The sequence below is a fragment of the Tenacibaculum sp. FZY0031 genome (genome assembly GCF_036350695.1).
GTDB lineage: Bacteria > Bacteroidota > Bacteroidia > Flavobacteriales > Flavobacteriaceae > Polaribacter.
Genome location: NZ_JAZDVY010000010.1, coordinates 30,610 through 54,370 on the forward strand (window position 1 = coordinate 30,610; position 23,761 = coordinate 54,370).

General features: G+C 33.8%; 20 protein-coding genes and 1 other RNA gene. 7 read left to right on the forward strand and 14 right to left on the reverse strand.

Features of this window, described 5'->3' with window-relative positions; all coding sequences use genetic code 11:
- Positions 1–67: 67 nt before the first annotated feature.
- From V1T75_RS14180 to V1T75_RS14200, 5 genes are all read right to left on the reverse strand, one after another.
- Positions 68–2,335: an aconitate hydratase gene (locus V1T75_RS14180; protein ID WP_330489162.1), complete on the reverse strand. Its 2,268-nt coding sequence runs from the start codon at positions 2,333–2,335 to the stop codon at positions 68–70.
- Between the two features lie 189 nt (positions 2,336–2,524).
- Positions 2,525–5,305 carry a bifunctional aconitate hydratase 2/2-methylisocitrate dehydratase gene (locus V1T75_RS14185; protein WP_330489163.1) on the reverse strand — a complete coding sequence of 927 codons (2,781 nt, stop codon included), beginning with the start codon at positions 5,303–5,305 and terminating at the stop codon, positions 2,525–2,527.
- A 289-nt stretch (positions 5,306–5,594) separates the two neighbouring features.
- An RNA gene (rnpB, locus tag V1T75_RS14190) (RNase P RNA component class A) lies at positions 5,595–5,903 on the reverse strand.
- Between the two features lie 184 nt (positions 5,904–6,087).
- A complete protein-coding gene (dnaJ, locus tag V1T75_RS14195) occupies positions 6,088–7,212 on the reverse strand; it encodes a molecular chaperone DnaJ (RefSeq protein WP_330489164.1) in 1,125 nt (374 codons plus the stop codon).
- 69 nt (positions 7,213–7,281) lie between these two features.
- Positions 7,282–7,857 carry a nucleotide exchange factor GrpE gene (locus V1T75_RS14200; RefSeq protein WP_443082050.1) on the reverse strand — a complete coding sequence of 192 codons (576 nt, stop codon included), beginning with the start codon at positions 7,855–7,857 and terminating at the stop codon, positions 7,282–7,284.
- A gap of 196 nt (positions 7,858–8,053) precedes the next feature.
- On the opposite strand from V1T75_RS14200, the gene V1T75_RS14205 reads away from it, so the two are divergent.
- Complete coding sequence (locus tag V1T75_RS14205) at positions 8,054–8,245, forward strand: hypothetical protein (protein WP_330489165.1); 192 nt, start codon at positions 8,054–8,056, stop codon at positions 8,243–8,245.
- A gap of 69 nt (positions 8,246–8,314) precedes the next feature.
- Here V1T75_RS14205 and V1T75_RS14210 read toward each other — a convergent pair whose 3' ends face one another.
- The 4 genes from V1T75_RS14210 to V1T75_RS14225 form a co-directional block, all read right to left on the reverse strand.
- Complete coding sequence (locus V1T75_RS14210) at positions 8,315–9,079, reverse strand: heat-shock protein Hsp90 (protein WP_330489166.1); 765 nt, start codon at positions 9,077–9,079, stop codon at positions 8,315–8,317.
- Positions 9,080–9,211: 132 nt separating this feature from the next.
- Complete coding sequence (murA, locus tag V1T75_RS14215; protein WP_330489167.1) at positions 9,212–10,525, reverse strand: UDP-N-acetylglucosamine 1-carboxyvinyltransferase; 1,314 nt, start codon at positions 10,523–10,525, stop codon at positions 9,212–9,214.
- Complete coding sequence (locus V1T75_RS14220; protein WP_073183666.1) at positions 10,526–11,158, reverse strand: DUF4290 domain-containing protein; 633 nt, start codon at positions 11,156–11,158, stop codon at positions 10,526–10,528.
- A gap of 46 nt (positions 11,159–11,204) precedes the next feature.
- Positions 11,205–13,535 carry an ATP-dependent helicase gene (locus V1T75_RS14225; protein ID WP_330489168.1) on the reverse strand — a complete coding sequence of 777 codons (2,331 nt, stop codon included), beginning with the start codon at positions 13,533–13,535 and terminating at the stop codon, positions 11,205–11,207.
- 229 nt (positions 13,536–13,764) lie between these two features.
- Between V1T75_RS14225 and V1T75_RS14230 the strand changes: the two genes are divergently transcribed.
- The 3 genes from V1T75_RS14230 to V1T75_RS14240 are packed head-to-tail and all read left to right on the forward strand — an operon-like array spanning position 13,765 to position 15,594.
- Positions 13,765–14,382, forward strand: coding sequence for a SatD family protein (locus V1T75_RS14230; protein ID WP_330489169.1), 618 nt, complete (start codon positions 13,765–13,767; stop codon positions 14,380–14,382).
- Positions 14,379–15,092 (forward strand): DUF3307 domain-containing protein, encoded by a 714-nt coding sequence (locus V1T75_RS14235; RefSeq protein WP_330489170.1) that lies wholly within the window; start codon positions 14,379–14,381, stop codon positions 15,090–15,092. Before V1T75_RS14230 ends, V1T75_RS14235 begins: the two co-directional genes overlap by 4 nt.
- Positions 15,082–15,594 (forward strand): DUF7935 family protein, encoded by a 513-nt coding sequence (locus tag V1T75_RS14240; RefSeq protein ID WP_159615756.1) that lies wholly within the window; start codon positions 15,082–15,084, stop codon positions 15,592–15,594. Before V1T75_RS14235 ends, V1T75_RS14240 begins: the two co-directional genes overlap by 11 nt.
- Positions 15,595–15,622: 28 nt before the next feature.
- Here V1T75_RS14240 and V1T75_RS14245 read toward each other — a convergent pair whose 3' ends face one another.
- The 3 genes from V1T75_RS14245 to V1T75_RS14255 all read right to left on the reverse strand — a co-directional run bounded on the left by V1T75_RS14245 (position 15,623) and on the right by V1T75_RS14255 (position 18,316).
- A complete protein-coding gene (locus V1T75_RS14245; protein ID WP_330489171.1) occupies positions 15,623–15,883 on the reverse strand; it encodes a hypothetical protein in 261 nt (86 codons plus the stop codon).
- Between the two features lie 264 nt (positions 15,884–16,147).
- A complete protein-coding gene (locus V1T75_RS14250; protein ID WP_330489172.1) occupies positions 16,148–16,984 on the reverse strand; it encodes a sulfurtransferase in 837 nt (278 codons plus the stop codon).
- Positions 16,985–16,990: 6 nt separating this feature from the next.
- Positions 16,991–18,316: a dicarboxylate/amino acid:cation symporter gene (locus V1T75_RS14255; RefSeq protein ID WP_330489173.1), complete on the reverse strand. Its 1,326-nt coding sequence runs from the start codon at positions 18,314–18,316 to the stop codon at positions 16,991–16,993.
- 131 nt (positions 18,317–18,447) lie between these two features.
- Here V1T75_RS14255 and V1T75_RS14260 point away from each other — a divergent pair, with 131 nt between their 5' ends.
- The 3 genes from V1T75_RS14260 to V1T75_RS14270 all read left to right on the forward strand — a co-directional run bounded on the left by V1T75_RS14260 (position 18,448) and on the right by V1T75_RS14270 (position 19,952).
- Entirely contained in the window at positions 18,448–19,098 is a 651-nt protein-coding gene (locus tag V1T75_RS14260; RefSeq protein ID WP_330489174.1) for a DUF937 domain-containing protein, read from the forward strand.
- A gap of 86 nt (positions 19,099–19,184) precedes the next feature.
- Positions 19,185–19,496 carry a DUF6787 family protein gene (locus V1T75_RS14265; protein WP_330489175.1) on the forward strand — a complete coding sequence of 104 codons (312 nt, stop codon included), beginning with the start codon at positions 19,185–19,187 and terminating at the stop codon, positions 19,494–19,496.
- A gap of 153 nt (positions 19,497–19,649) precedes the next feature.
- Entirely contained in the window at positions 19,650–19,952 is a 303-nt protein-coding gene (locus V1T75_RS14270) for a hypothetical protein (protein ID WP_330489176.1), read from the forward strand.
- A gap of 193 nt (positions 19,953–20,145) precedes the next feature.
- On the opposite strand, the gene V1T75_RS14275 is transcribed toward V1T75_RS14270, so the two are convergent.
- Both V1T75_RS14275 and V1T75_RS14280 read right to left on the reverse strand, forming a co-directional pair.
- Entirely contained in the window at positions 20,146–21,012 is an 867-nt protein-coding gene (locus tag V1T75_RS14275) for a mechanosensitive ion channel family protein (RefSeq protein ID WP_330489177.1), read from the reverse strand.
- A complete protein-coding gene (locus V1T75_RS14280; protein WP_330489178.1) occupies positions 21,012–23,720 on the reverse strand; it encodes a DNA gyrase/topoisomerase IV subunit A in 2,709 nt (902 codons plus the stop codon). The genes V1T75_RS14275 and V1T75_RS14280 overlap by 1 nt, the downstream gene beginning before the upstream one ends.
- Positions 23,721–23,761 lie beyond the last annotated feature (41 nt).

Genomic DNA, 23,761 nt, shown 5'->3' on the forward strand with positions numbered 1-23,761 from the left:
AAAAAACATTACAAAAAAAGCTCTGGAAAATTCCAGAGCTTTCGAGTTTTATTATTAAAAATACCTCTTAGGCATTTTGTTTCTTTATTAAGTTTAAGGCTGAGCCTTCTTTAAACCATTTTATCTGCCCTTCGTTATAAGTATGATTTGCAATAATCGTATCTTTTGATCCATTTGCATGAACCACTTCAATAGTTAATGGTTTGTTTGGAGCAAACTCATGTAGGTCTAAAAAGTTGAATGTATCGTCTTCTTGAATTAAATCGTAATCTGCTTCGTTAGCAAATGTTAGCCCTAACATTCCTTGTTTTTTCAAGTTTGTTTCATGAATACGTGCAAATGATTTTACTAATACAGCAGCCACTCCTAGGTGACGAGGCTCCATAGCTGCATGTTCACGCGAAGACCCTTCTCCATAGTTATGATCACCTACTACAATTGTTTTAATTCCTTTCGCTTTATATTCGCGTTGTACTTTAGGCACTGCATCATACTCACCTGTTAATTGATTTTTAACAAAATTTGTTTGCATATTAAACGCATTTACTGCCCCAATTAACATGTTGTTAGAGATATTATCTAAGTGTCCACGATAACGTAACCAAGGACCTGCCATAGATATATGGTCTGTCGTACATTTTCCGTATGCTTTGATTAATAATTTAGCATCTTTAATAGTATCTCCTAGAGGTTCAAACGGTGTTAATAGTTCCAAACGTTCAGAATTAGGGCTTACTACTACTTCTATACCACTTCCGTCTTCTTCAGGTGCAATATATCCATTATCATCAACTTCAAATCCTTTTGGAGGCAATTCCCAACCTGTTGGTTCATCTAACATGACCTCTTCTCCATTCTCATTAATTAATTTATCTGTCAACGGATTAAAATCTAAACGTCCAGCAATTGCAATAGCAGCAGTCAATTCTGGTGAAGCTACGAAGGCATGTGTATTTGGATTTCCATCTGCACGTTTGGCAAAATTTCTATTAAATGAATGCACAATAGAATTTTTAGGAGCATTTTTAGGGTCTTCATAACGTCCCCACTGACCAATACATGGTCCGCATGCATTGGTAAATATCTTAGCGTCTAAATTTTCAAAAACTTGTAAAATCCCATCTCTTTCCGCGGTGTACCGTACTTGTTCTGACCCTGGGTTGATTCCAAACTCTGCTTTTGTTTTTAACCCTTTATCTATAGCTTGTTGTGCTATAGAAGCCGCTCGTGATAAATCTTCATATGAAGAGTTTGTACAAGATCCTATTAGTCCCCATTCAACTTGTAATGGCCAATCATTTGCTTGTGCTTTCTCCGTCATTTCTTTTCCTACTGGAGTAGATAAATCTGGAGTGAAAGGTCCGTTTAATAATGGTCCTAATTCTGATAAATTAATCTCAATTACCTGATCAAAATATTGCTCAGGATTTGCATATACTTCAGCATCTGCCGTTAAATATTCTTTAATTTCGTTTGCAGCATCTGCCACATCGTTTCTATCTGTAGCACGTAAATAACGTTCCATAGAGGCATCGTAGCCAAAAGTAGAAGTTGTAGCTCCAATTTCTGCCCCCATATTACAAATAGTTCCTTTACCTGTACATGACATCGCCGTGGCTCCTGGTCCGAAATATTCAACAATCGCACCTGTTCCCCCTTTTACGGTTAAAATTTCTGCCACTTTTAAAATTACGTCTTTTGGTGCTGTCCAACCAGATAACTTCCCTGTTAACTTTACCCCTATTAATTTAGGGAATTTTAATTCCCAAGGCATCCCTGCCATAACATCTACTGCATCAGCACCACCAACACCGATGGCTACCATTCCTAATCCTCCTGCATTTACGGTATGAGAATCGGTACCAATCATCATTCCTCCAGGAAAGGCGTAATTTTCCAGAACTACTTGGTGAATAATACCAGCTCCAGGTTTCCAAAAACCAATTCCATATTTATTAGAAACTGATTCTAAGAAATTGAATACTTCATTTGAGTTATTTAACGCGGTTTGTAAATCTGTCGAGGCACCAACTTTTGCCTGAATTAAGTGATCACAATGTACTGTTGTAGGTACAGCCACTTTGTTTTTACCTGCTTGCATAAATTGTAACAACGCCATTTGAGCTGTTGCATCTTGACATGCTATACGGTCTGGAGCAAAATCTACATAATCCTTTCCTCTTTCAAATGCTTCCGTAGGTTTTCCATCCCAAAGGTGTGTGTATAAAATTTTCTCTGCTAATGTTAAAGGTTTACCTGTAATCTCGCGAGCAGCATCTACTCGTTCAACTACTTTATTGTATACCTCTTTTATCATATTAATATCAAAAGCCATATATGTAATTTTTTTGTTGCTCTACGAATTTACCAAAAAAAAACAGGATAGAAATGGAGTAACCATATAATTATGCTACGTTAAAATAAGTTTTTTCTATGATGGAGACTTGCTCTTGAATAAATGAAAAATAGTAAAGCCCGTGTTTTTATACACGGGCTTGTATTATAAGAGTAAAAAAATTACCATTTATGAAGTTACTAATTGCTTTTGAGACGGTTTAAACTTCGTTAAAACAATACCATCAACTGCTTTTTCATATTCTTCCATAGTAGGAGTTCTTCCTAAAATAGTAGATAGTACTACTACTGGGGTAGATGATAATAACGATTCTCCTTTTTTCTCTCCAGAATCTTTTACAACTCTTCCTTGGAATAAACGTGTTGATGTAGCCATTACTGTATCTCCTGGCTCAGCTTTTTCTTGGTTCCCCATACATAAGTTACATCCAGGGCGCTCTAAGTATAACATATTTTCATACTTTGTACGTGCCAATCCTTTAGGTGCATTATCATCAAATTCAAATCCTGAATATTTCTGTAATACTTCCCAATCTCCTTCAGCCTTTAACTCATCTACAATATTGTATGTTGGTGGAGCTACTACTAATGGAGCGTTGAACGCTACTTTACCCTCTTGTGCTTCAATATTTTTTAACATTTGAGCTAAGATTTTCATATCTCCTTTATGCACCATACAAGAACCTACGAAACCTAAATCTACTTTTTTAGTTCCTCCATAGAATGATAAAGGACGAATGGTATCGTGAGTATAACGCTTAGAAACGTCTTCATTATTTACATCAGGGTCTGCAATCATTGGCTCAGCAATTTCATCTAAATCAATCACAACCTCTGCATGGTATTTTGCATCTGCATCTGGTTTTAATGCTGGTTTAATTCCTGTTTTAACCTCTTGAATTCTAGTATTCGCTTTATCAACTAATCCTTTTAATACTTGCTTTTCGTTATCCATTCCCTTATCAATCATGATTTGGATACGATCTCTAGCAATCTCTAATGATTCAATTAATGTTTCATCTTCAGAAATACAAATAGAAGCTTTTGCTTTCATTTCTGCAGTCCAGTCAGTAAATGTAAAGGCTTGATCGGCAGTTAAAGTACCAATATGTACTTCAATCACTCTTCCTTGGAACACATTCTCTCCATCAAACTGCTTTAACATTTGTTGTTGTGTTGCGTGAACAACATCACGGAAATCCATGAAGCTTCTCATGTTCCCTTTAAAGGTTACTTTAACTGACTGTGGAATAGGCATTGTTGCTTCACCTGTTGCTAACGCTAATGCTACGGTACCAGAATCGGCACCAAAGGCAACACCTTTTGACATACGGGTATGTGAATCTCCTCCAATAATAATATCCCAATCACTTACTGTAATGTCATTTAATACTTTATGAATTACATCGGTCATAGCTGGATATTGTCCTTTAGGATCACGCCCTGTAATTAAGCCAAAGTCGTTCATAAACTTCATCAATCTAGGAATGTTTGCTTTTGACTTATCATCCCACACAGAAGCTGTATGACAACCAGATTGGTAAGCTCCATCAACTATTGGAGAAATAACGGTAGCAGCCATCATTTCTAATTCTTGAGAAGTCATTAATCCTGTCGTATCTTGTGATCCAACAATATTAACTTCTACACGGACATCAGAACCTGCATGTAATGTTTTACCTGGAGTAGTTCCTACTGCATTTTTATTGAATATTTTTTCAACCGCAGTTAAGCCTTGTCCTTCAACAGAAATTTCTTTAGAAGTAGCATATACTTGAGGAACTTCGATTCCTAATACTTTGGCTGCAAATGTTTGTAATTTCTTACCAAAAACAACTGCATAAGAACCTCCAGCTTTGATAAACTCCATTTTTTGCGGAGTTAATGCTGTAGAGATATCTTTTAATTCAGTAGCTCCGTTGTATAATTTTTTAGTCTTTGTGTTAATTGTAAGAACTGTTCCTGTTTCTACGGAATATTCTTGCTTTAAAACTGGCTCTACATCTTCATCGACTATTGTATTTCCTGCAGCATCTTTTTGTTTTACCCAGTTTTTAAGATCTATACCAATACCTCCGGTTACCCCAACTGTAGTTAAGAAAATTGGAGAAATTCCATTAGTACCTGCAATTACTGGTGCAATATTGATAAAGGGAACGTATGGACTTGATTCAATACCTGTCCATAAAGCCACGTTATTAACACCTGACATTCTTGAAGATCCTACTCCCATAGTTCCTTTTTCAGCGACTAACATCACACGTTTGTCTGGATGTTGTTCTTTCAATGCTAACAGCTCATTTTGCATGTCTTTATTGTGCTCAAAAATTGACTGTCCGTGTAATTCACGATCAGATCTTGAGTGTGCATCAGCACCTGGTGATAATAAGTCTGTTGAAATATCTCCTACACCCGCAATATAAGTAACAACTTTAATCTCTTCTTCTACTTCAGGAAGTTTTGTAAAAAACTCTGCTTGTGCATAGCTTTCTATAAGTTCTTTGGCTATTTTGCTTCCTGCTTTATAAGCCTCTTCTAAACGTTCAGTGTCTGCTTCATATAAGAACACTTGTGTTTTTAACACTTTTGCTGCTGCTTCAGCAATTGCAGCATCGCTACCTAATGCTAAATCGAGTAAAACTTCTACAGAAGCTCCCCCTTTCATGTGTCCTAACTGCTCCAAAGCAAACGATGGACTTATTTCTTCTACTACAAATTCACCAAGAATAATTTCTTTTAAAAAGGTTGCTTTTACTCCTGCAGCACTTGTTGTACCTGGTAAAACATTATAAATAAAGAAATTAAGAGAATCTTTTCTGTGAGGGTTGTTTTCATCTTTAATTTGTGAGATGATTTCAGTTAACAATTCACTTCCATCGATTGGTTTTGGGTGAAGCCCTTGACCTTTTCTTACTTCAATTTCCTTTAGGTAATCTGAGTATGTGTTCATAAAAAGTTTTGTTTAAAATATTTTGAAGGAAATAGTAAAAATTTACTATCTATTAAAACTGGTTGTTACAGCTTTATCCCGTTAATTTTTGCCTAGCAAAAGTAATATTTTAACCTTAATTTTAAAAATAAACAACAAAACAGCCAAAAAACCAAATTAATTTAATTTAAAAGTCTACTTTTTAAAAATATCTCAAAAAAACAAGCGTAAAAACCCCTAAAAATTATCAAATTGATAATTTACCATTTTCGAAAGAATTTAAAAAAATGCTATAATGATTCTAAATAGGAAAAAAAGCAGACCCATAAGCTGGATTCTGTTCCTTAAAATAAGGTTCTTATCATTTATCTAGTTCTGAAATTACTCTCAGAATCAATCTGCCTACCCCTTAGAATCGCGCGAGTAGCGCTCGAGCTCTAATGTACATGGCATTGCACCGCATAGAGTTTACCTGGTTTCACTACAGCATTACCTGTACATTCTTTCTGTTGCACTTGTCCTCGGTTTACACCGGACGGATGTTATCCGCTATGCTACTCTATGGTGTCCAGACTTTCCTACTTATATTTTCTATAAGTCGATAAGATAGGTCTGCTATTATTAGGTTATAACTAAAAGTTCACACCTCTATTCATAAAAAAACCCACTCAAAAGAATTGAGTGGGAAAATTGCTATGAAAAAGAAAAAGTGTCTAGAACGTCTCCTAGACACTGCAAATATATAACTGTTTTTCGTTTTAAAAAAATTTTATCTGAAAAAAATTATCATTTTTATGATTTTTTTAAGAAAACATATCTTTCACTTTCTCAAAGAAAGATTTGTCTGATTTCTGCGGATTTGGGCTAAAGTTCTCATCTTCTTGCATTTCCTCAAAAAACTTACGTTGATCTTTCGTTAACTCTTGTGGTGTCCATACATTTATATGAATTAAGAAATCTCCGTGACCATAACGTTCAATACTTGGTAACCCTTTTCCTTTTAATCGTAAAATCTTACCAGATTGGGTTCCTGGTTCTATTTTAATCTTTACTTTTCCAGTAACCGTTTCTATTTCTTTTGATACTCCTAAAACTGCTTCTGAAAAGTTGATATATAAATCATAGTGAATGTTGCTTCCTTCTCGCTTTAACCTTTCGTGTGGTACTTCTTCAATCAACACTAATAAATCGCCAGGAATTGAGTTTTTACCTGGAGCTTCATTTCCTTTGCCTCCTACTTTTAATTGTACCCCTTCGGTTACTCCTTCTGGAATATTGATAGAAACCGTTTCTTCTTTTACTACCATTCCTTGTGCATCGGCACCATTAGGCTTTTTGTCTAGCATCTCTCCTGCTCCATGGCAAGTACTACAAGTAGTAGCCGTTTGCATTCTTCCTAAAATAGTATTGGTAACACGCATTTGTTGCCCACTACCGTTACATGTTGAACATGTTTTATAGCTTACTCCTTCGGCTTGAACTTTTCGACGAACTTTTACCTTCTTTTCAACACCTTTAGCAATTTCTTCTAAGGTTAATTTTACACGAATACGTAAGTTACTTCCTTTTACACGTGCTTGACGGTGACCGCCACCTCCGAAACCTCCGAAACCACCTCCGAAAGCTCCTCCGAAAATATCTCCGAACTGGCTAAATATGTCATCCATATTCATACCACCTCCTCCGAAGCCTCCATGACCTCCTTCAAAAGCAGCATGACCGTACTGATCGTAACGAGCTTTTTTATTGTCATCACTTAATACTTCATACGCTTCAGCGGCTAATTTAAATTTTTCTTCAGCTTCTTTATCATCAGGATTTTTATCTGGATGGTGTTTAATTGCCATCTTACGATATGCCTTTTTGATTTCAGCTTTTGAGGCCGATTTTGATATTCCTAATATTTCGTAATAATCTTGTTTTGCCATAACTTTCAATGTTCAATTATTAGTAAGTATTTGGTTTAAGAACTAATAATTGTATTAATGATGATTGTTTTACGCTTGCCCCATTACTACTTTAGGGTGACGAATAATTTTATCTCCTAACTTATATCCTTTCTCTACACAATCTATAATCTTTCCTTTTAAATCATCTGAAGGTGCTGGTATTTGTGTTATTGCATCGTGAACTTCTGCATCAAAATCATCTCCTGCTTTTACTTCTATTTCGGTTAACCCTTTTTGAGTTAGGGTATTTTTAAACTTATGATTAATAAGTTCCATACCTTTTAGTAGCTCTGAGTCTTCTGTTTTTTTAATTTCTGCCAAACCTCTGTCGAAGTCATCCATAATTGGCAGTAAAGCTGTCATTAATTCTTGACTTGCTGTTTTAAAAAGTTCAATACGTTCTTTTGAAGTACGTTTTTTGTAGTTTTCAAACTCTGCAAATAATCGCAAGTACTTGTCCTTCTCTACTTGAATTAATTCTTCTGCTGTTGGCGCTTCCTTAGCCTCAAGTTCTTTATTTTCTTGAGTTTCTTCTTGATTCTCTCCTAAATCGCCATTTTTAATAGCGTCGTTAATTTCGTCTTCTTTTGTATATTGATCTTTACTCATTGTAAATCGTTTCATGTATTTAACACTTTTTGATTAGCAAGAATACTGCCAATAAAAAAAATGTGTCATAATGACACCGTAATGTAACTTTACCAAAAAACTTATAGTATGAGAGTAAAAAAACACATTTATCTTTTGTTCAAAGATTTCAAAATTATATATTTAAGAAATTTTTTATTAATTAATTTATAACACAAAAAAGTCCCTCATTATGAAACAGAATTTTTTAAACATTTCAGGAGTTAGTATTCTTTCAAAAAACCAACAAAAAAACTTAACTGGTGGTGCAGCAATTGACCTAAGTAAGTGTGGATGTGACTGCTCTGGAAGCGTTACTGGTCCTATTTATTGTGAGCAATATTTTGCTTGTACACAAGAGTATACTTGTAATGAAGAAATGTAGAAATTAAAACATAAGAAAAAGCTGTTATCGGACATTTCCGGTAACAGCTTTTTTATTTCTTCTACTTAACTAGTTTGGTAACGCCTTAACTATTTTAGCCTTGGTAGGTACAATAAATTCTGCTTCTTTAAGGAACTTTATATTAGCTAGTTTTGCCTCCCCAATTTGTTCTTCATAACCATTTTTTAACGACCACATATGAAATGTCCAATTTGTAGCAATTGGTATTGAATTTACTTGCTTAATTTGATTGTACTTAATAGCATGAGGTTCTTTTTCTGCTTTTTCTTTTCCTTTTCCAAAGGTTACAATATAGGCTGCTCCTTCCAGTACATTGGTTTCTGTATTTTTATATATTACATACCAATCGTCTGGGGCATCACCAGTTCCTGATGCAAAAGTTAATTTTCCTGTTGTTAATTTCTCTTTCCCCCATTTGTTCTTTTCAAAATCAGACCAAATAGTCCCTTGGTCATTTAATTTATATGGCAAACCTAAAAAATAGGCCCAAGTAAAAATATCGAAACGAGCTGTTCCCATATCTTTTTCCTCTACACCTAATGAATATACTTCTTCACCGTCAAAAATAATAAGTGAGCCATCTTCTTTTTCTATTTTTATTTTTCCTCCTCCTGGTTCTTGTGTGATAACTCCTTTTAAATGTTTTTTCCCTCCAAAAGTAATATCGATAGTATATTTAAGGTATTTCTGACTCATAAACGCGTCTTTTTTATGAGTCTTTTCTATTGAAGATGTAAACGTTTGAGAGTTTTCTTGTGCTGAGAAAATTGTTATTTGAAGTAATAACATTACAAGTATGATTCTTGTTTTCATAATATTGATTAAAATTAAACACCTTAGTCGAAACAAGTTTCTTTTAATTACACCATATTTTAAAACTTTTCACCATAAAAAAATCCCGAATCTAATGATTCGAGATTTCTATTTGTATTTTATTTTAACTTGCTAACTATCAACTCTTTCAATCTTTGCTCCGATAGATTTTAAACGTGCTTCGATATCTTCATACCCACGATCTATCTGTTCTATATTATTAATAATACTTGTACCTTTAGCAGACAATGCTGCTATTAATAATGAGATCCCTGCTCGAATGTCTGGTGAAGTCATTTTGGTTGCCTTTAGCTGTGATTTAAAATCATGACCTATAACCGTGGCTCTATGTGGATCACATAATATTACTTTTGCTCCCATATCAATTAGCTTGTCGACGAAGAACAAACGACTTTCAAACATTTTTTGATGAATCAATACTGTTCCTTTAGCTTGTGTAGCCACTACTAAAACAATACTTAACAAATCGGGGGTAAACCCAGGCCATGGCGCATCTGCTACAGTTAGTACTGATCCATCAATATAACTTTGAATTTCGTAGCTTTCTTGCTCTGGTATGTATATGTCATCTCCTTTTCTTTCTAACTGAATTCCAAGTTTTCTAAACACATTAGGAATTTGTCCTAAATCGTCCCAACTTACATTTTTGATTGTCAATTCAGAACGTGTCATTGCAGCCATACCTATCCAACTACCAATCTCAATCATATCTGGCAATATCGTATGTTCACAGCCTTGTAAGGTTTCTACTCCTTCAATTGTAAGTAAATTAGAGCCTACTCCTGAAATTTTCGCTCCCATTGAGTTCAGCATTTTTGATAATTGCTGAATATAAGGCTCACAAGCTGCATTGTATATCGTAGTAGTTCCTTTAGCCAATACAGCAGCCATAATAATGTTTGCCGTACCGGTTACAGAGGCTTCATCTAGTAACATCTCCGCTCCTACTAAGCCTGTTTCTGTTTCTACACCGTAGAAGTATTCTTCACGATTATAACGGAATTTTGCTCCTAAATTGATAAACCCTTCAAAATGAGTATCTAAGCGACGACGCCCAATTTTGTCTCCTCCAGGACGCGGAATATATCCTTTTCCAAAGCGAGCTAATAACGGACCAACAATCATAATAGAACCTCGTAAAGAGCTACCATCTCTTTTAAAGTCTGACGATTCAAGGTATTGTAAATTAACAGCATCGGCTTGAAAGCTATACGAGTTTTTAGACAGTTTTTCTATTTTAACTCCTAATTCTCCTAAAATAAAAATCAGTTTATTAACATCAATAATATCAGGAACGTTATTTATGATTACTTTTTCTGACGTTAGTAGCACCGCACATATCACCTGTAATGCTTCATTTTTTGCTCCTTGTGGTGTTATTGTTCCTTTTAATTTGTGACCTCCTTCAATTTTAAATGATGCCATTTACTTTTTTCTGTATTTAGTATTTGTTTTCCCTTTTGATTTGTGTTGCCCTTGACCACTACGTTTTCTTAACAAGCTTTTGCTATCTGTTAAGTCTTCATCAATGTCTCGAATATCTATTTTTCCTTCAGACAGCTCATATAAATGATCAAAAATAACACTGTCTTCAACGGTATCTTTATTCCAATTTAAATAGCATTTTTTCATGTGATTAGCAATCGTAAACACGAGTGCTTCTTTCATATCTCCTTCTTCCCATGTCAAGGCTACATCAATCATGGTTTGAATATTTGTACCATAAAAACGATACTTTGATGCTGATTTAGGGTATGGTAATCGCTCAGGTGATTCCTGTAGTTCTTCTTTTGATGGTGTTTCGTATGGAGAATCTACATCTAACTGAAAATCTGCCATTATATGTAACTGATCCCAAAGTTTGTGCTTAAAGTCTGGCACATCACGCAAGTGAGGTTGTAAATTTCCCATTACATCAATAATAGCTTTAGCCATTGTATTTCTTTCTTCTTTATCTTCTAAAGCGATGCAATGGTTCACTAACTTTTGTATATGCCTCCCATATTCTGGGATGATTAATTTGGATCTTTTCGAATTGTATTCTAAATCAAACGTCATTTCTCTATATTTTATCTATGCAAAATAGGTAATTATTATGAATTAACTACCCGATTACTTTCAATTTTGCAAATTGTAACAATAATTTCTTTTTACCTACGGTACTAAACTCTATTTCTGCTTTTTTATTGGGGCCTTTCCCTTCTATAGCTAGTACTTTTCCTGTACCAAAACGGTTATGCTCTACTACATTTCCTACGGTGATTTCTCCATCAAACAAATTCATTTTCGGACTCATTTCTGAGACTTTTTTCATTTTACTTTTTGGAGGAACACTAGTTGGCTTTTCCTTCTTCGCTAAAAATTCTTTTCTCTTTTTTTGAATTGGTTTTTGAAAACGTATTTTCCTTGGTGAATCCTCTTCAAACAAGCTAGCATCTATAAACCTGTTTACCGAAGGTTCAGGTACTTTTGGTGTTAAATACTCTAAATACTGCTCATCTATTTCTTCTAAAAACCTACTTGGTTCACCATCGGTTAATTTCCCCCAGCGATAACGTGTTTGCGCGTACGTTAAGTACGCTCCTTTTTCTGCCCTTGTTAACGCCACATAAAATAGACGACGTTCCTCTTCTAGTTCACTACGAGTATTCATACTCATTGCCGATGGAAATAAACTTTCTTCTAATCCAACAATGTATACATAAGGAAATTCTAACCCTTTAGATAAGTGGATTGTCATTAACGAAACTCGGGCTTCTTCATCTTGTTTGTCTGAATCAAAATCTGTAGCTAGTGCTACATCTTCTAAAAATGACGTTAACGATGCATCCTCTCCTGTTTCAATTTTATCGGTAATAAAATCTTTTATTCCGTTTAAAAGTTCTTGAACATTTTCAACTTTATTAACTCCTTCTGGAGTTCCATCTTTTTGTAAATCTTTTACTAATTGGGTTTGTTTAACTACCAAATCAGCAATTTCAAAAGCGTTTTTTGTTTGTGCTTCAATTTGAAAACGCTGAATCATGTTTACAAAATTCTGCAACTTTGTTTTGGTTCCAGAGTTAAGATTGATATCTACTGTGCTGATATTTTTTAAAATATCAAACATTGATTTTTTATAATGATTCGCTGCAATGGTTAATTTATCTAACGTTGTAGCTCCAATTCCTCTGGCTGGGTAATTAATGATACGTTTTAATGCTTCCTCGTCATTCGGGTTGATTAAAATTCGTAAATACGATAGCAAGTCTTTAATTTCTTTACGTTGGTAGAATGAAATACCTCCGTAAATTTTATACTTAATATCTTTTTTTCGCAGTGCATCTTCTATAGCTCTTGATTGTGCATTGGTACGGTATAAAATAGCAAATTGATCGCTTGTTAACTGATGATTCATTTGGTTTTCCCAAATAGATTGTGCTACGAAGCGTCCTTCTTCTCCATCAGAAATTGTACGCATTACCTTTACACTATCTCCCGCGTCGTTGGCTGTCCAAATTTCTTTATCTAGCTTCGTTTTATTCTTATCAATTACACTATTTGCAGCGCGTACGATGTTACTTGTTGAACGATAATTTTGTTCTAACTTGAATGTTTTCACATCTGGATAATCCTTCTGGAAGTTCAAGATGTTTTGAATATTCGCCCCACGGAATCCGTAAATACTTTGCGAATCATCTCCTACCACACAAATATTCTGAAATCGATCTGCTAATGCACGTACAATTAAATACTGCGAATGGTTCGTATCTTGATACTCATCTACCAAAATATATCGGAAACGATCTTGATACTTTGCCAACACATCTGGAAAACGTGCTAATAATTCATTAGTACGCAATAGCAAATCGTCAAAATCCATAGCTCCTGACTTAAAACATCTATCTACATATTCTTTATAGATATCACCTGTTCTTGGTCTGCTTGCTTCTAAGTCGGCTTGTTGTAAATCGGAGTTATTAAAATAGGCCCTAACCGTAATTAAACTGTTTTTAAAAGACGATATTCTACTTAAGATTTGCTTTGGCTTATATCGGTCTTTATCTAAATTCATTTCTTTGATAATCGCCGTTATCAACCGAACAGAATCTTGTGTATCGTAAATGGTAAAATTTGACGGATAGCCTAATCGATCAGCTTCAGATCGTAAAATACGTGCAAAAACCGAGTGAAATGTTCCCATCCAAAGATTTTTAGCTTCGCTATACCCTACTACTTTACCAATACGATCTTTCATTTCACGGGCAGCTTTGTTGGTAAACGTTAACGATAAAATGTTAAATGCATCTACACCTTGCTCCATTAAATAAGCAATTTTATAGGTCAACACTCTCGTTTTACCCGATCCTGCTCCTGCTATAATTATCATTGGACCGTCTTTTTGTAAAACAGCCGCTCTCTGTGGTTCGTTAAGTTGCTCTAAATAAGTACTCAATGGAAATTAAATTGAAAGTATTTTAAAAATGGAAAATTAACCAATCTTTTAGGTTTTTTAAAGATTCTCCCCTTTTTTTTATTCACTAATTTTTAGTGCTATAAATTCAAGTTTAAACCCGAATTAACAAATATTCGCCTTAAAACCCTTATTTTTAAATATTCGTTTTAAAACCCGAATTATTTGGAGTTTTCAATTTGAAAGCTTATTTTTACTAAAAATTAAATACATGACAAGTGTAATTACTGGTGATATTGTTAATTCTCGTGGTGTTTCTGCTGAAACATGGCTCCCTTTACTGAAAAAATCTTTCAATACTGTTGGAGAAACTCCAAAAACATGGGAGCTTTTTCGTGGAGATAGTTTTCAAATTGAAATTGAAAACATTGCGGATGCGCTACTTTTCGTCATTGAATTAAAAACTAACATTAAGAAAATAAAAGATTTAGACATTCGTTTAGCTATTGGCATAGGTGATAAAAGTTTTGATAGCGAAAAAATTACCGAAGCCAATGGTGACGCTTTTGTAAATTCTGGTTATGCATTTGATCATTTACTAAAAAAGCAGAATTTAGCCTTGAATACTCCATGGAAAGATATTAATGAAGAATTTGAAGTTTCTTTAGGGTTAAGCTTGTTAATAATGGACAATTGGACAACTAACTCTGCTGCTTTTGTAAATATGTCTATACAAAACCCCGAGTGCACTCAAAAAGTAATTGCTAAAAAGTTAGCTATTTCAGAAAGTAGTGCTAGCGAACGAAGAAAACGTGCTGGTTATGATGAGATTATGAAGTTAGAAAAGCGCTATAGAAAACTCATGAATCAGAAAATAAATAATCTATGATACTGTTTTTAAAACTACTTATTGCTCATTTATTGGGTGATTTTGTCTTCCAACCTAAAAATTGGGTAAAAGATAAAGAGAAAAAGAAAATACAGTCTACCAAACTTTATGCTCATATAGGTATTCATGCTGTGTTATTATTTTTATTCCTACAGTTTAACCCTATTTATTGGAGTGTGTTTTTACTGGTAGTTATTTCTCATTACTTAGTTGATCTTGGAAAATTATACCTTCAAAAAAAGAAAAGCAAGCGTTTATTTTTCTTTTTAGATCAGATACTACATATATTCTTCTTAGGCTTAGCCACGTACATGTACGCTCCTTTTAACATTAGTATCAACGCTATTTTAACTCAACAAAACTTATTACTTTTTGCTTGTTTAATTTTTGTTACTTATACCTCTTCGATTATTATAAATACCTTAATTTCTAAATGGAATCCTGAAAAGGGTAATAAATCAACAGAACAATCGTTAGCCAATGCAGGTAGGTACATTGGTTTTTTAGAACGTATATTAATTTTTGTTTTTATCGCAATTAACCAGTGGGCAGGTGTTGGTTTTTTACTTGCAGCCAAATCTATATTTAGGTTTGGAGATTTAACGGCATCCAAAGATAGAAAGCTTACTGAATATGTACTGATTGGAACTTTACTAAGTTTTGGATTGGCTATTTTAACAGGACTCGTATATTCGCATTATGGAAGATAAAATTATTGAAGGGCTTGCGTATGCCCTACCTGCATTAGTAACTGGCGGTGTAGCTTACTTAATTTTAGGCCGCTTTATTGAACAAAACAATAAAGAAAAAACCTTTAAAGCTTTGGTTGAAAAAAAACGTGAAAGTTTGCCTACTAAACTACAAGCTTATGAACGCATGTTGTTATTTTGTGAGCGTATCAATCCCTCAAAATTATTATTAAGAGTAAACCCAATAGGAAATGATACCGATAACTATTTACAACTTTTAATTGGTAATATAGAACAAGAGTTTGAACATAATTTAGTACAGCAGTTATATATTTCTGATGATAGTTGGAAAGCTGTTTTAGCTGCTAAATTAGCTATTATAGCTAAACTTCGAAATACAGCAGAGAGTTCTGAAACTGCTAAAGATTTACGTGAAAATGTATTAATTGACTACTCGCAACAGGAAAGTCCAGCAAACACAGCTATTTCCTTTTTAAAACAGGAAGTTAAAAAACTTATATGATAAAAAAAGCCTCTAATTAGAGGCTTTTTTAATTTGTAACATATGTTCTTTTATATTGGGTTCTTGATCCTTTTATATAATTAGGAATATCGTTTCTGCTTATCTTTCTTATACTCAAAGGCTTACCGTTTATCACCAGATAACCATTATCTTTTCCTAAAAGATTAGAAAATGTTAGGTAATTTTTATCAGACCAACCTCCATATTGTTTTTGTAATTTATACGTTTCTGAGTTTTTCTTTTTATTCGCATAAATTAACACAGCCCTATTATTATTAGTACTGTACATTCTTATATGCAAGCCATGATTTTTATCATTCTTAATTAAAGCTAAATAAATTTTTGAACCACTTTTAAATTCTCCTAACCAATAGGTTCTTTGAGAAAAGCTAATTGTACTTATAAATACAAATAAAATAAAAGAATCGTTTTTTTCATCATTAATCAGTTTAAGTTACTAACTTAAACATTTTATTCAAGCAAACTAAAAAACATAACTTATTTAGTTAAAAAAACTTACACTCCTATTTACTCCTTTTTTTATCTTTTTTCACTATTTTTCTACAGGTAATTCTAACCTACTTGCCCACTCTGTCCAAGAACCGTCGTAAACACTATAATTCGTATTTCCTGCTTCTTCAGCTCCCAAAGCAAGTATGCATGCCGTAATTCCTGATCCACAAGAAAAAATCATTGCTTCTTTACTTGGAGTTATTTCAGAAAATATAATCTGAAGTTCTTCTTTCGATTTCATTTTACCTGCCACTTGTAACTCTGTATAAGGCAAACTTTTAGAATTTGGAATATGCCCCCCTCTTAAGTCTTGTCTTGGTTCTGGTACTGTCGCGTTAAATCTTCCTTTGGAACGAGCATCTAGTATAATTTGTTTATCACGAGAAGCTTTCAATACTTCCTCTGTTACACTAATTTTACTTCTATTAATGGTGGCTTTGAAATTTCCTACAGACAATGTTCTTTCTTTTTTAGACTCAACCATATAACCTGCCTCTTTCCAAGCAGGCAATCCTCCATTTAAAACTGTAATATTTTCAAATCCAAATGTTCTAAACAACCACCAAACTCTTGGAGACGAATACACTCCCAAATCGTCGTAAACAACAATACAACTATCATTATTAATTCCTAGTTTTTGAACCTCCTTTTCAAAATATTTTTCTGACGGAATCGTATTAGGATATTCCGCTTCTCCATCTAAGAAAACATTCTTTAAATCAAAGAAAACAGCATTTTGAATCTGCTGTTTCTCTTTTTTATCATTTGCTTGAGTTCCTACTTTCTGAATCGTTGCATCAAGAACTATTAAGTTATCTGCCTTCAAGTTTTCACATAACCATTCAACCGAAACTATGGGAGTATTTACTGTAAGCATATAACTTTATTTAACTTCATTGTAATGTTCATCCCAGTTATGCGGATGTGGTTTTCCTAACTTCCCTACAGACTTCGCCACCAAAGTTGATACGGTTGCATCACCTGTTACATTGATAACCGTTCTACACATATCTAATGGTCTATCTACTGCAAATATTAATGCTAAACCTATGGCTAATTTGTCTGCTGGAAAACCAACAGATTCTAATACGATTACTAACATTACCATTCCTGCTCCGGGCACAGCTGCTGAACCAATTGAGGCTAACAAAGCTGTTAAAATAATGGTCAGCTGATCTCCAAAAGTTAAATCGAATCCTAAAGCCTGCGATATAAAAACGGCAGCTACTGCTTGATACAAACTTGTACCATCCATATTAATAGTAGCTCCTACAGGCAATACAAAACTCGACACTTCTTTGTCTACTCCAATATGTTCTTCAACTCTTTCCATCGTAACAGGTAAGGTAGCTGCACTAGAACTCGTTGAAAATGCTAATAACTGTGCTGGACTAATTTGTTGTAAAAACCACAGTGGGTTTTTCTTTGTAAATACGCTTATTAAAATCATGTAAAGTGCTATCATTAACAACAATCCTCCTATAACAGTTAATCCGTATTTTAACAATGCTAGTAATAAATCTGGATCATTAGAAGACACTACTACATTTGCTAACAATGCGAATACAGCATAAGGAGCGGTTAACATAATAAGATCTACCATTTTCAATACAACTTCGTTTAATGAATCAAAGAAGTTTTTTAATGGTTTTGCATTTTTCTCTCCTACTAATAACATTGAAATTCCTAAGAAAATAGTAAAGAAAATTACTTGCAACATTGCTTTATTATTACTCATAGCCTGCATAGCATTATCAGGAACCATATCTTCTAAAAACTGTAGCGGTCCGCTTTCTTTTTGTTTGCTGGCTTCTGCAATTTTTGCTTGAACCCCTTCACTATTTGCATAGTCTGCTGTTAGTTTCGCTATCGTATCTTCTGATATTCCTTCTCCAGGTTGTACAATATTAACTAGCATTAACCCTATTGTTATCGCTATTACAGTGGTACCTATATAAATTAATATAGTACGCAAACCAATATTCTTAAACTTTGAAATATCTTTTAAATCAGAGATTCCTTTTACCAAAGAAGCAATAATTAATGGTACAGCTATTAGTTTTAATAGTTTTACGAAAATAGTTCCCAAAGGTTTTATCCAGTCAGATACGAACGATACTCCTCCATCTATAAAAGTCATTCCTAACCCAAATAAAATACCTAAAACCATTCCTATTAAAATTTGCCAGTGTAATGCAAGTTTCTTCATACAATATATTAATCTATTAGTTTTTTACTGGCCGTAAGGTATAAAGAATTATTTAAAAAAAAAGTGACCTTGAGTTTGTATCTTGTGTCCCATTAATTAGAAACTTAGTACTAACCTTATAAAATAAAAAAATGACGGGAATTTTAGATTTATTAAATAGCGATACTGGTAAAGCAATTATATCTGGTGTTGCTGGCTCTACAGGACAAGACACTAACAAAACTAGTAGTGTTTTAACAATGGCATTACCTGTTTTAATGAAAGCAATGCAGCGAAATGCTGCTACACCTCAAGGTGCTGAAAGTTTAAAAAGCGCATTAAATAAGCATGATGGTGGAATCTTAGATAATTTGGGGGACTTATTTAATGGTGGTGTTAACTCTGATGTTTTACAAGATGGGGGTAAAATTTTAGGTCATGTTTTAGGAAGTAAACAACAAGGAGTAGAAAAAGTTATTGGTCAGAAAGCCGGTATGGACACCAGTGCTGTTGCTGATATTTTAAAAACGGCTGCTCCCATTTTAATGGGATTACTGGGGAAGCAGTCTCGACAAGAAAACATAAATAATGCTGGTGATTTGAATGGCCTTTTAGGCGGTTTACTTGGCGGTAATTCAGCTCAAAAAGAACAGAGCTTCTTAGAACAAATATTAGATGCTGATGGTGATGGTAGTATTGTTGATGATGTAGCGGGAATGATTTTAGGAAATGCTGGTAACAGCCAACAAAAGTCTGGAGGACTCTTAGGAGGGCTTTTAGGCGGAGTATTTGGGAAAAAATAACTTTGTTGATTTATATAATGTAATGAAGGGGCAAACATTTGTTTGCCCTTTTTCTTTTAATTACTTTTGCCTCCATATTAGGATTTATGGAGAAACTTAAACAACGTTGGGGTATAGAAAGTAATTGGGCATTAGCTGCTATTTTTATTGTTTTTGCTATAAACGGTTCTTTTGCTGCTTGGGTTGCCAAACCTGTTACCAATTTATTAGGATTATCTCCTGATACCATGACTCCTTGGCTATATTATCCTTTAAGAATTTTACTTATATTTCCCATATACCAAACTACTTTACCTCTAGTTGGATGGCTTTTTGGTCAATTTAAGTTCTTTTGGGAATTTGAAAAAAAGTTCTTAAGCCGTTTAGGACTGAGTTTTTTATTTAAAAAAGCCAACTAATCTTCACTATCCTTAAAACCAGTTATTTACCTGTTTTTTTTCTCTAAAGTATTTTTTATTTTTACATTATTATTCCTTGGCTAAATAATAAATAATTCCTCTCTTTTACTTCCCTAGTTTTAAAATAGAATTACCAACTAAACTTTTTTCTATATGAAAACTTTATGTAAAGAGATATTGGCTCTCACAATTATATGTTATGTATTTTTAATTTTTCAATCGTGTAAAAAAGATAAAAAGCAAACTCATAGTACCACCCAAATAAAAAAAGAAGTTCTAAAAAAGAAACAAGTAATTGAAATTGTTACAGAAAGTATGGATTTTCAAATGTCCGATACCATAGCTTCTGGATGGAATACATTTCGTTATATTAACAAATCTCCGCAAACCCATTTTTTTCTAATTGATAAGTATCCTGAGGGGAAAAACTTAGAAAATTGGATGAATTGGGCTTAATCCTAAAGGGCTAATTGAACCTGCGCCTTCTGATGTCACTTTTTTAGGTGGAGTTAACGATATGCCTACGGGTAATAAAGCTTATTTTACTGCTATCTTAAATAAAGGTATCTACGGATTAATTGCTGAAGTTCCCAATCCTTCCGAAAAAAACTTATTTATAACTTTTGACGTATATTAAAAAAAAGCACCCTTAGTTTACTCTTTTTATTATTTCATTAATATTGATTGGTATCGGCAAGTGTACACCTTCTTCAAGAAAACGTTTATGAACCGCTTCTTTTAAAGCACATTTCGTCTTAAATTCTTGGAATGGTTCATTTAACCACACATAAGCACGCATGTGAATATGGTCTGGATATACATCAATAACACGAACATCTACTTGATGCACATCACTCATTACTTGATCTGGTGTACGATAGTCAATAACTGTTGGTAACTTTACAGCTTCTTCTTGTATAATTCTTCGTGCTAAATCAATGTCTGCTTTTAACCCTATTTTAAAGTTGTTAAAACTCAATACATGAGAGTCTTCTATAGTATGGTTTAAAATAGAATCGGTACTAATTACAGAGTTGGGTATTATTAACCGTTTGTTTTCAAAGTTATTTATTACGGTATGCCTCAATGTTATGTCTTCAACAATACCAACTCTTGTATCATCTAACTTAATATAATCTCCTACTCTAAATGGGCGGAATATGACTATGAAAGCTCCAGCTATTAAGTTCGATAGTGCTGCTTGTGCAGCAAAACCTATAATAGCGGCTAAAATACCGGCTCCAGAAAAAATTAAGGTTGCTTTACTTCTAAAAGCAGGTACCGTCATAATTACATAAATGACACTTAAGAGTCCAATTACAAACGATACGGAATTACGCAAAAACTGGATACTCGTTCTCCCAAAACGATCTTCTTTCTTACTTTTAATCAGTTGCCAAATAATAGCTCTAACCAATCTTGAAATAGCCCAAGATACTAAGAACACAACTATAATGTATCCTAAAGCTCCAAAAAAGGTATTTAAGTTAAACCGGTATGGAAAAAATTTATCCATTAAAACAATGCTGTTTGGCTTTCGTCATCTTTATCTTTTTTCTTTTTTTGAAGTGCTCTTTCTAATGCCCTTTTTGCTTTGTCTTCTTTAGACTCTACAAATTCTTTAGGCTTTGCTTCTTCTACTTCTAAAGCTAATGCTTCTTCTTTAATTTCTTCTTCATCATTTACCTCAATATCCTCTACTTTTTCTTCTTCTGGCTCTTCATAAGGCAACGATTCTAACAAATTAACTGTTCTTATTTTATCGGTGGTTAATTGGTTTCCTTGAGCCTTAATTCCTTTAACTGCTATAAAGTCTTCAAAATTAACCACTATGGTATCTAAACTTCTTTTTGAAAAAATTACCTCTGCCATAGGACGGTAATCTGTAGCTATGATTTCTAGCTTTGATTTTTCGTCTTCTGATATAAAAAGTTCTTCTTTATCGGGTGTTTCTACTAAGAATCGTTTTACGAAATAACGTTCTTTAATTCCGTCGAAATAAATTGCTGAAATAGGCTTGTTAGGTTTCCATTTTTCTAACACAATCATATCGTTTTCAAAGTGCATCGCTAAATCTGGTGATACTGCTTTAATTTTTCCTGACTGTGTAGCTATTAAAATTTTATCTTCTGCTTTAAACTCACCTAACAATTCTCCTCTACCATCAACATTTAAACGTTGTACTGTATCGTCAAACCAAATTTTTCTAGGCTTTAAAGTTGAAACTCCCGCTTCTTTAAACTCTACTTTTTTAATCGAGTACTTGGTTACTAAGTTACCTCTAACACTACGTCCTTTTATCGCTAAATCGGCAAAATCAATGTCCCATTTTAGTTTTTTCACGCTTCCTACTGCTCGGAGTAAAATAGTAACTACCTCAGCTTCTCCATTAGAGTTTGCTGTAAAATACAATACTTTTGATTTGGCATCACCGTTGGCTAAGTTATACTCTTTATCGCGAGTTACTGATGTAACGTTAAAACGCTTCATATATGAAGGTCCTTTAGCACCATCACGATATATCATGTTGTAAACGGTACGTTTATCTTTTTTCTTGAATATAGCAACATGAATAATTCCTTTTCCTACAAAGGTTTTAGAGTCTACTTTAGTTACCAACATTGAGCCATCTTCTCTAAACACTATTACATCATCAATATCTGCACAGTCGGTAACATATTCGTCTTTTCGTAACGAGGTTCCTATAAATCCTTCTTCTCTATTTACATAGAGTTTTGAGTTACGCATTACCACTTTGGTTGCCACGATATCATCAAAAATTCGGATTTCGGTTTTACGTTCTTTGCCTTTTCCGTATTTTACTTTTAGCTCTTTAAAATAGTCTATTGCAAAATCGATTAAATTGTCTAAATGATGCTTAACCTCCGCTATTTTTTCTTCTAAGCCTTCAATAAATTGTTTTGCTTTATCGATATCGAACTTCGATATTTTCTTTATCCTTATTTCAGTTAAACGAACAATATCTTCTTCTGTTACTTCTCTTTTTAGATGTTTTGTATGGGGTTTTAACCCTATATCAATTGCTTCAATTACTCCTTCCCAAGTTTCTACTTCTTCAATATCACGGTAAATTCTGTTTTCTATAAAAATACGTTCTAAAGAAGCAAAATGCCATTGTTCTTCTAATTCGTATAATTGTATTTCTAATTCACGCTTTAATAATTCTACTGTAAAATCTGTTGATTTTTTCAATACCTCGTTTACACCAACAAATACTGGCTTGTTGTCTTCAATAATACAACATAGAGGAGAAATTGAATTTTCACAACTGGTAAAAGCATATAAAGCATCAATTGTTTTGTCTGGTGATACATTAGCTGGTAAATGTACTAAGATTTCAACATTGGCTGCTGTGTTATCTTCAATACGTTTAATCTTAATTTTTCCCTTTTCATTAGCTTTTAAAATACTATCAATTAACGATGATGTAGTAGTACCAAAAGGCACTTCAGTAATTACTAATGTTTTCTTATCGAGAGCCGATATTTTTGCTCTTACTCTTACTTTTCCACCTCGTTTCCCTTCGTTATAGTTGGTAACATCGGCTATTCCACCTGTTAAAAAATCGGGCACAAGTGTAAAACTCCTTCCTTTTAAATATTTTACAGAGGCATCGATTAACTCGTTAAAGTTATGGGGTAATATTTTAGTAGACAATCCTACCGCAATACCTTCTGCTCCTTGTGCTAATAGTAAAGGGAACTTTACAGGTAAGTTAATAGGTTCTTTTTTTCGTCCATCATACGAAGCTTGCCATTCGGTAGTTTTAGCATTGAAAACAACATCTAACGCAAATTTAGACAACCGTGCTTCGATATAACGCGAGGCGGCTGCACGGTCTCCTGTTAAAATATTTCCCCAGTTACCTTGCATGTCGATTAACAGTTCTTTTTGCCCCATTTGCACCATAGCATCGGCAATCGAAGCATCTCCATGAGGGTGATACTGCATTGTATGTCCAACAATGTTTGCTACTTTGTTGTAGCGTCCATCATCTAAATCTTTCATTGAATGCATGATACGGCGCTGCACAGGCTTAAACCCATCTTCCATTGAGGGTACTGCACGTTCTAAAATTACATACGAAGCATAATCTAAAAACCACTCTTTATACATTCCTGTAACCTTGGTTATGGTCTCTGTATTTTCAAGGGGTTGGTTTAGTTCTTCGTCGTGTTCGTAATTGTTATTTTCTTCACTCATGTATGAATGTTTAAACGTTTATTCGTTAAACAATTTATTAT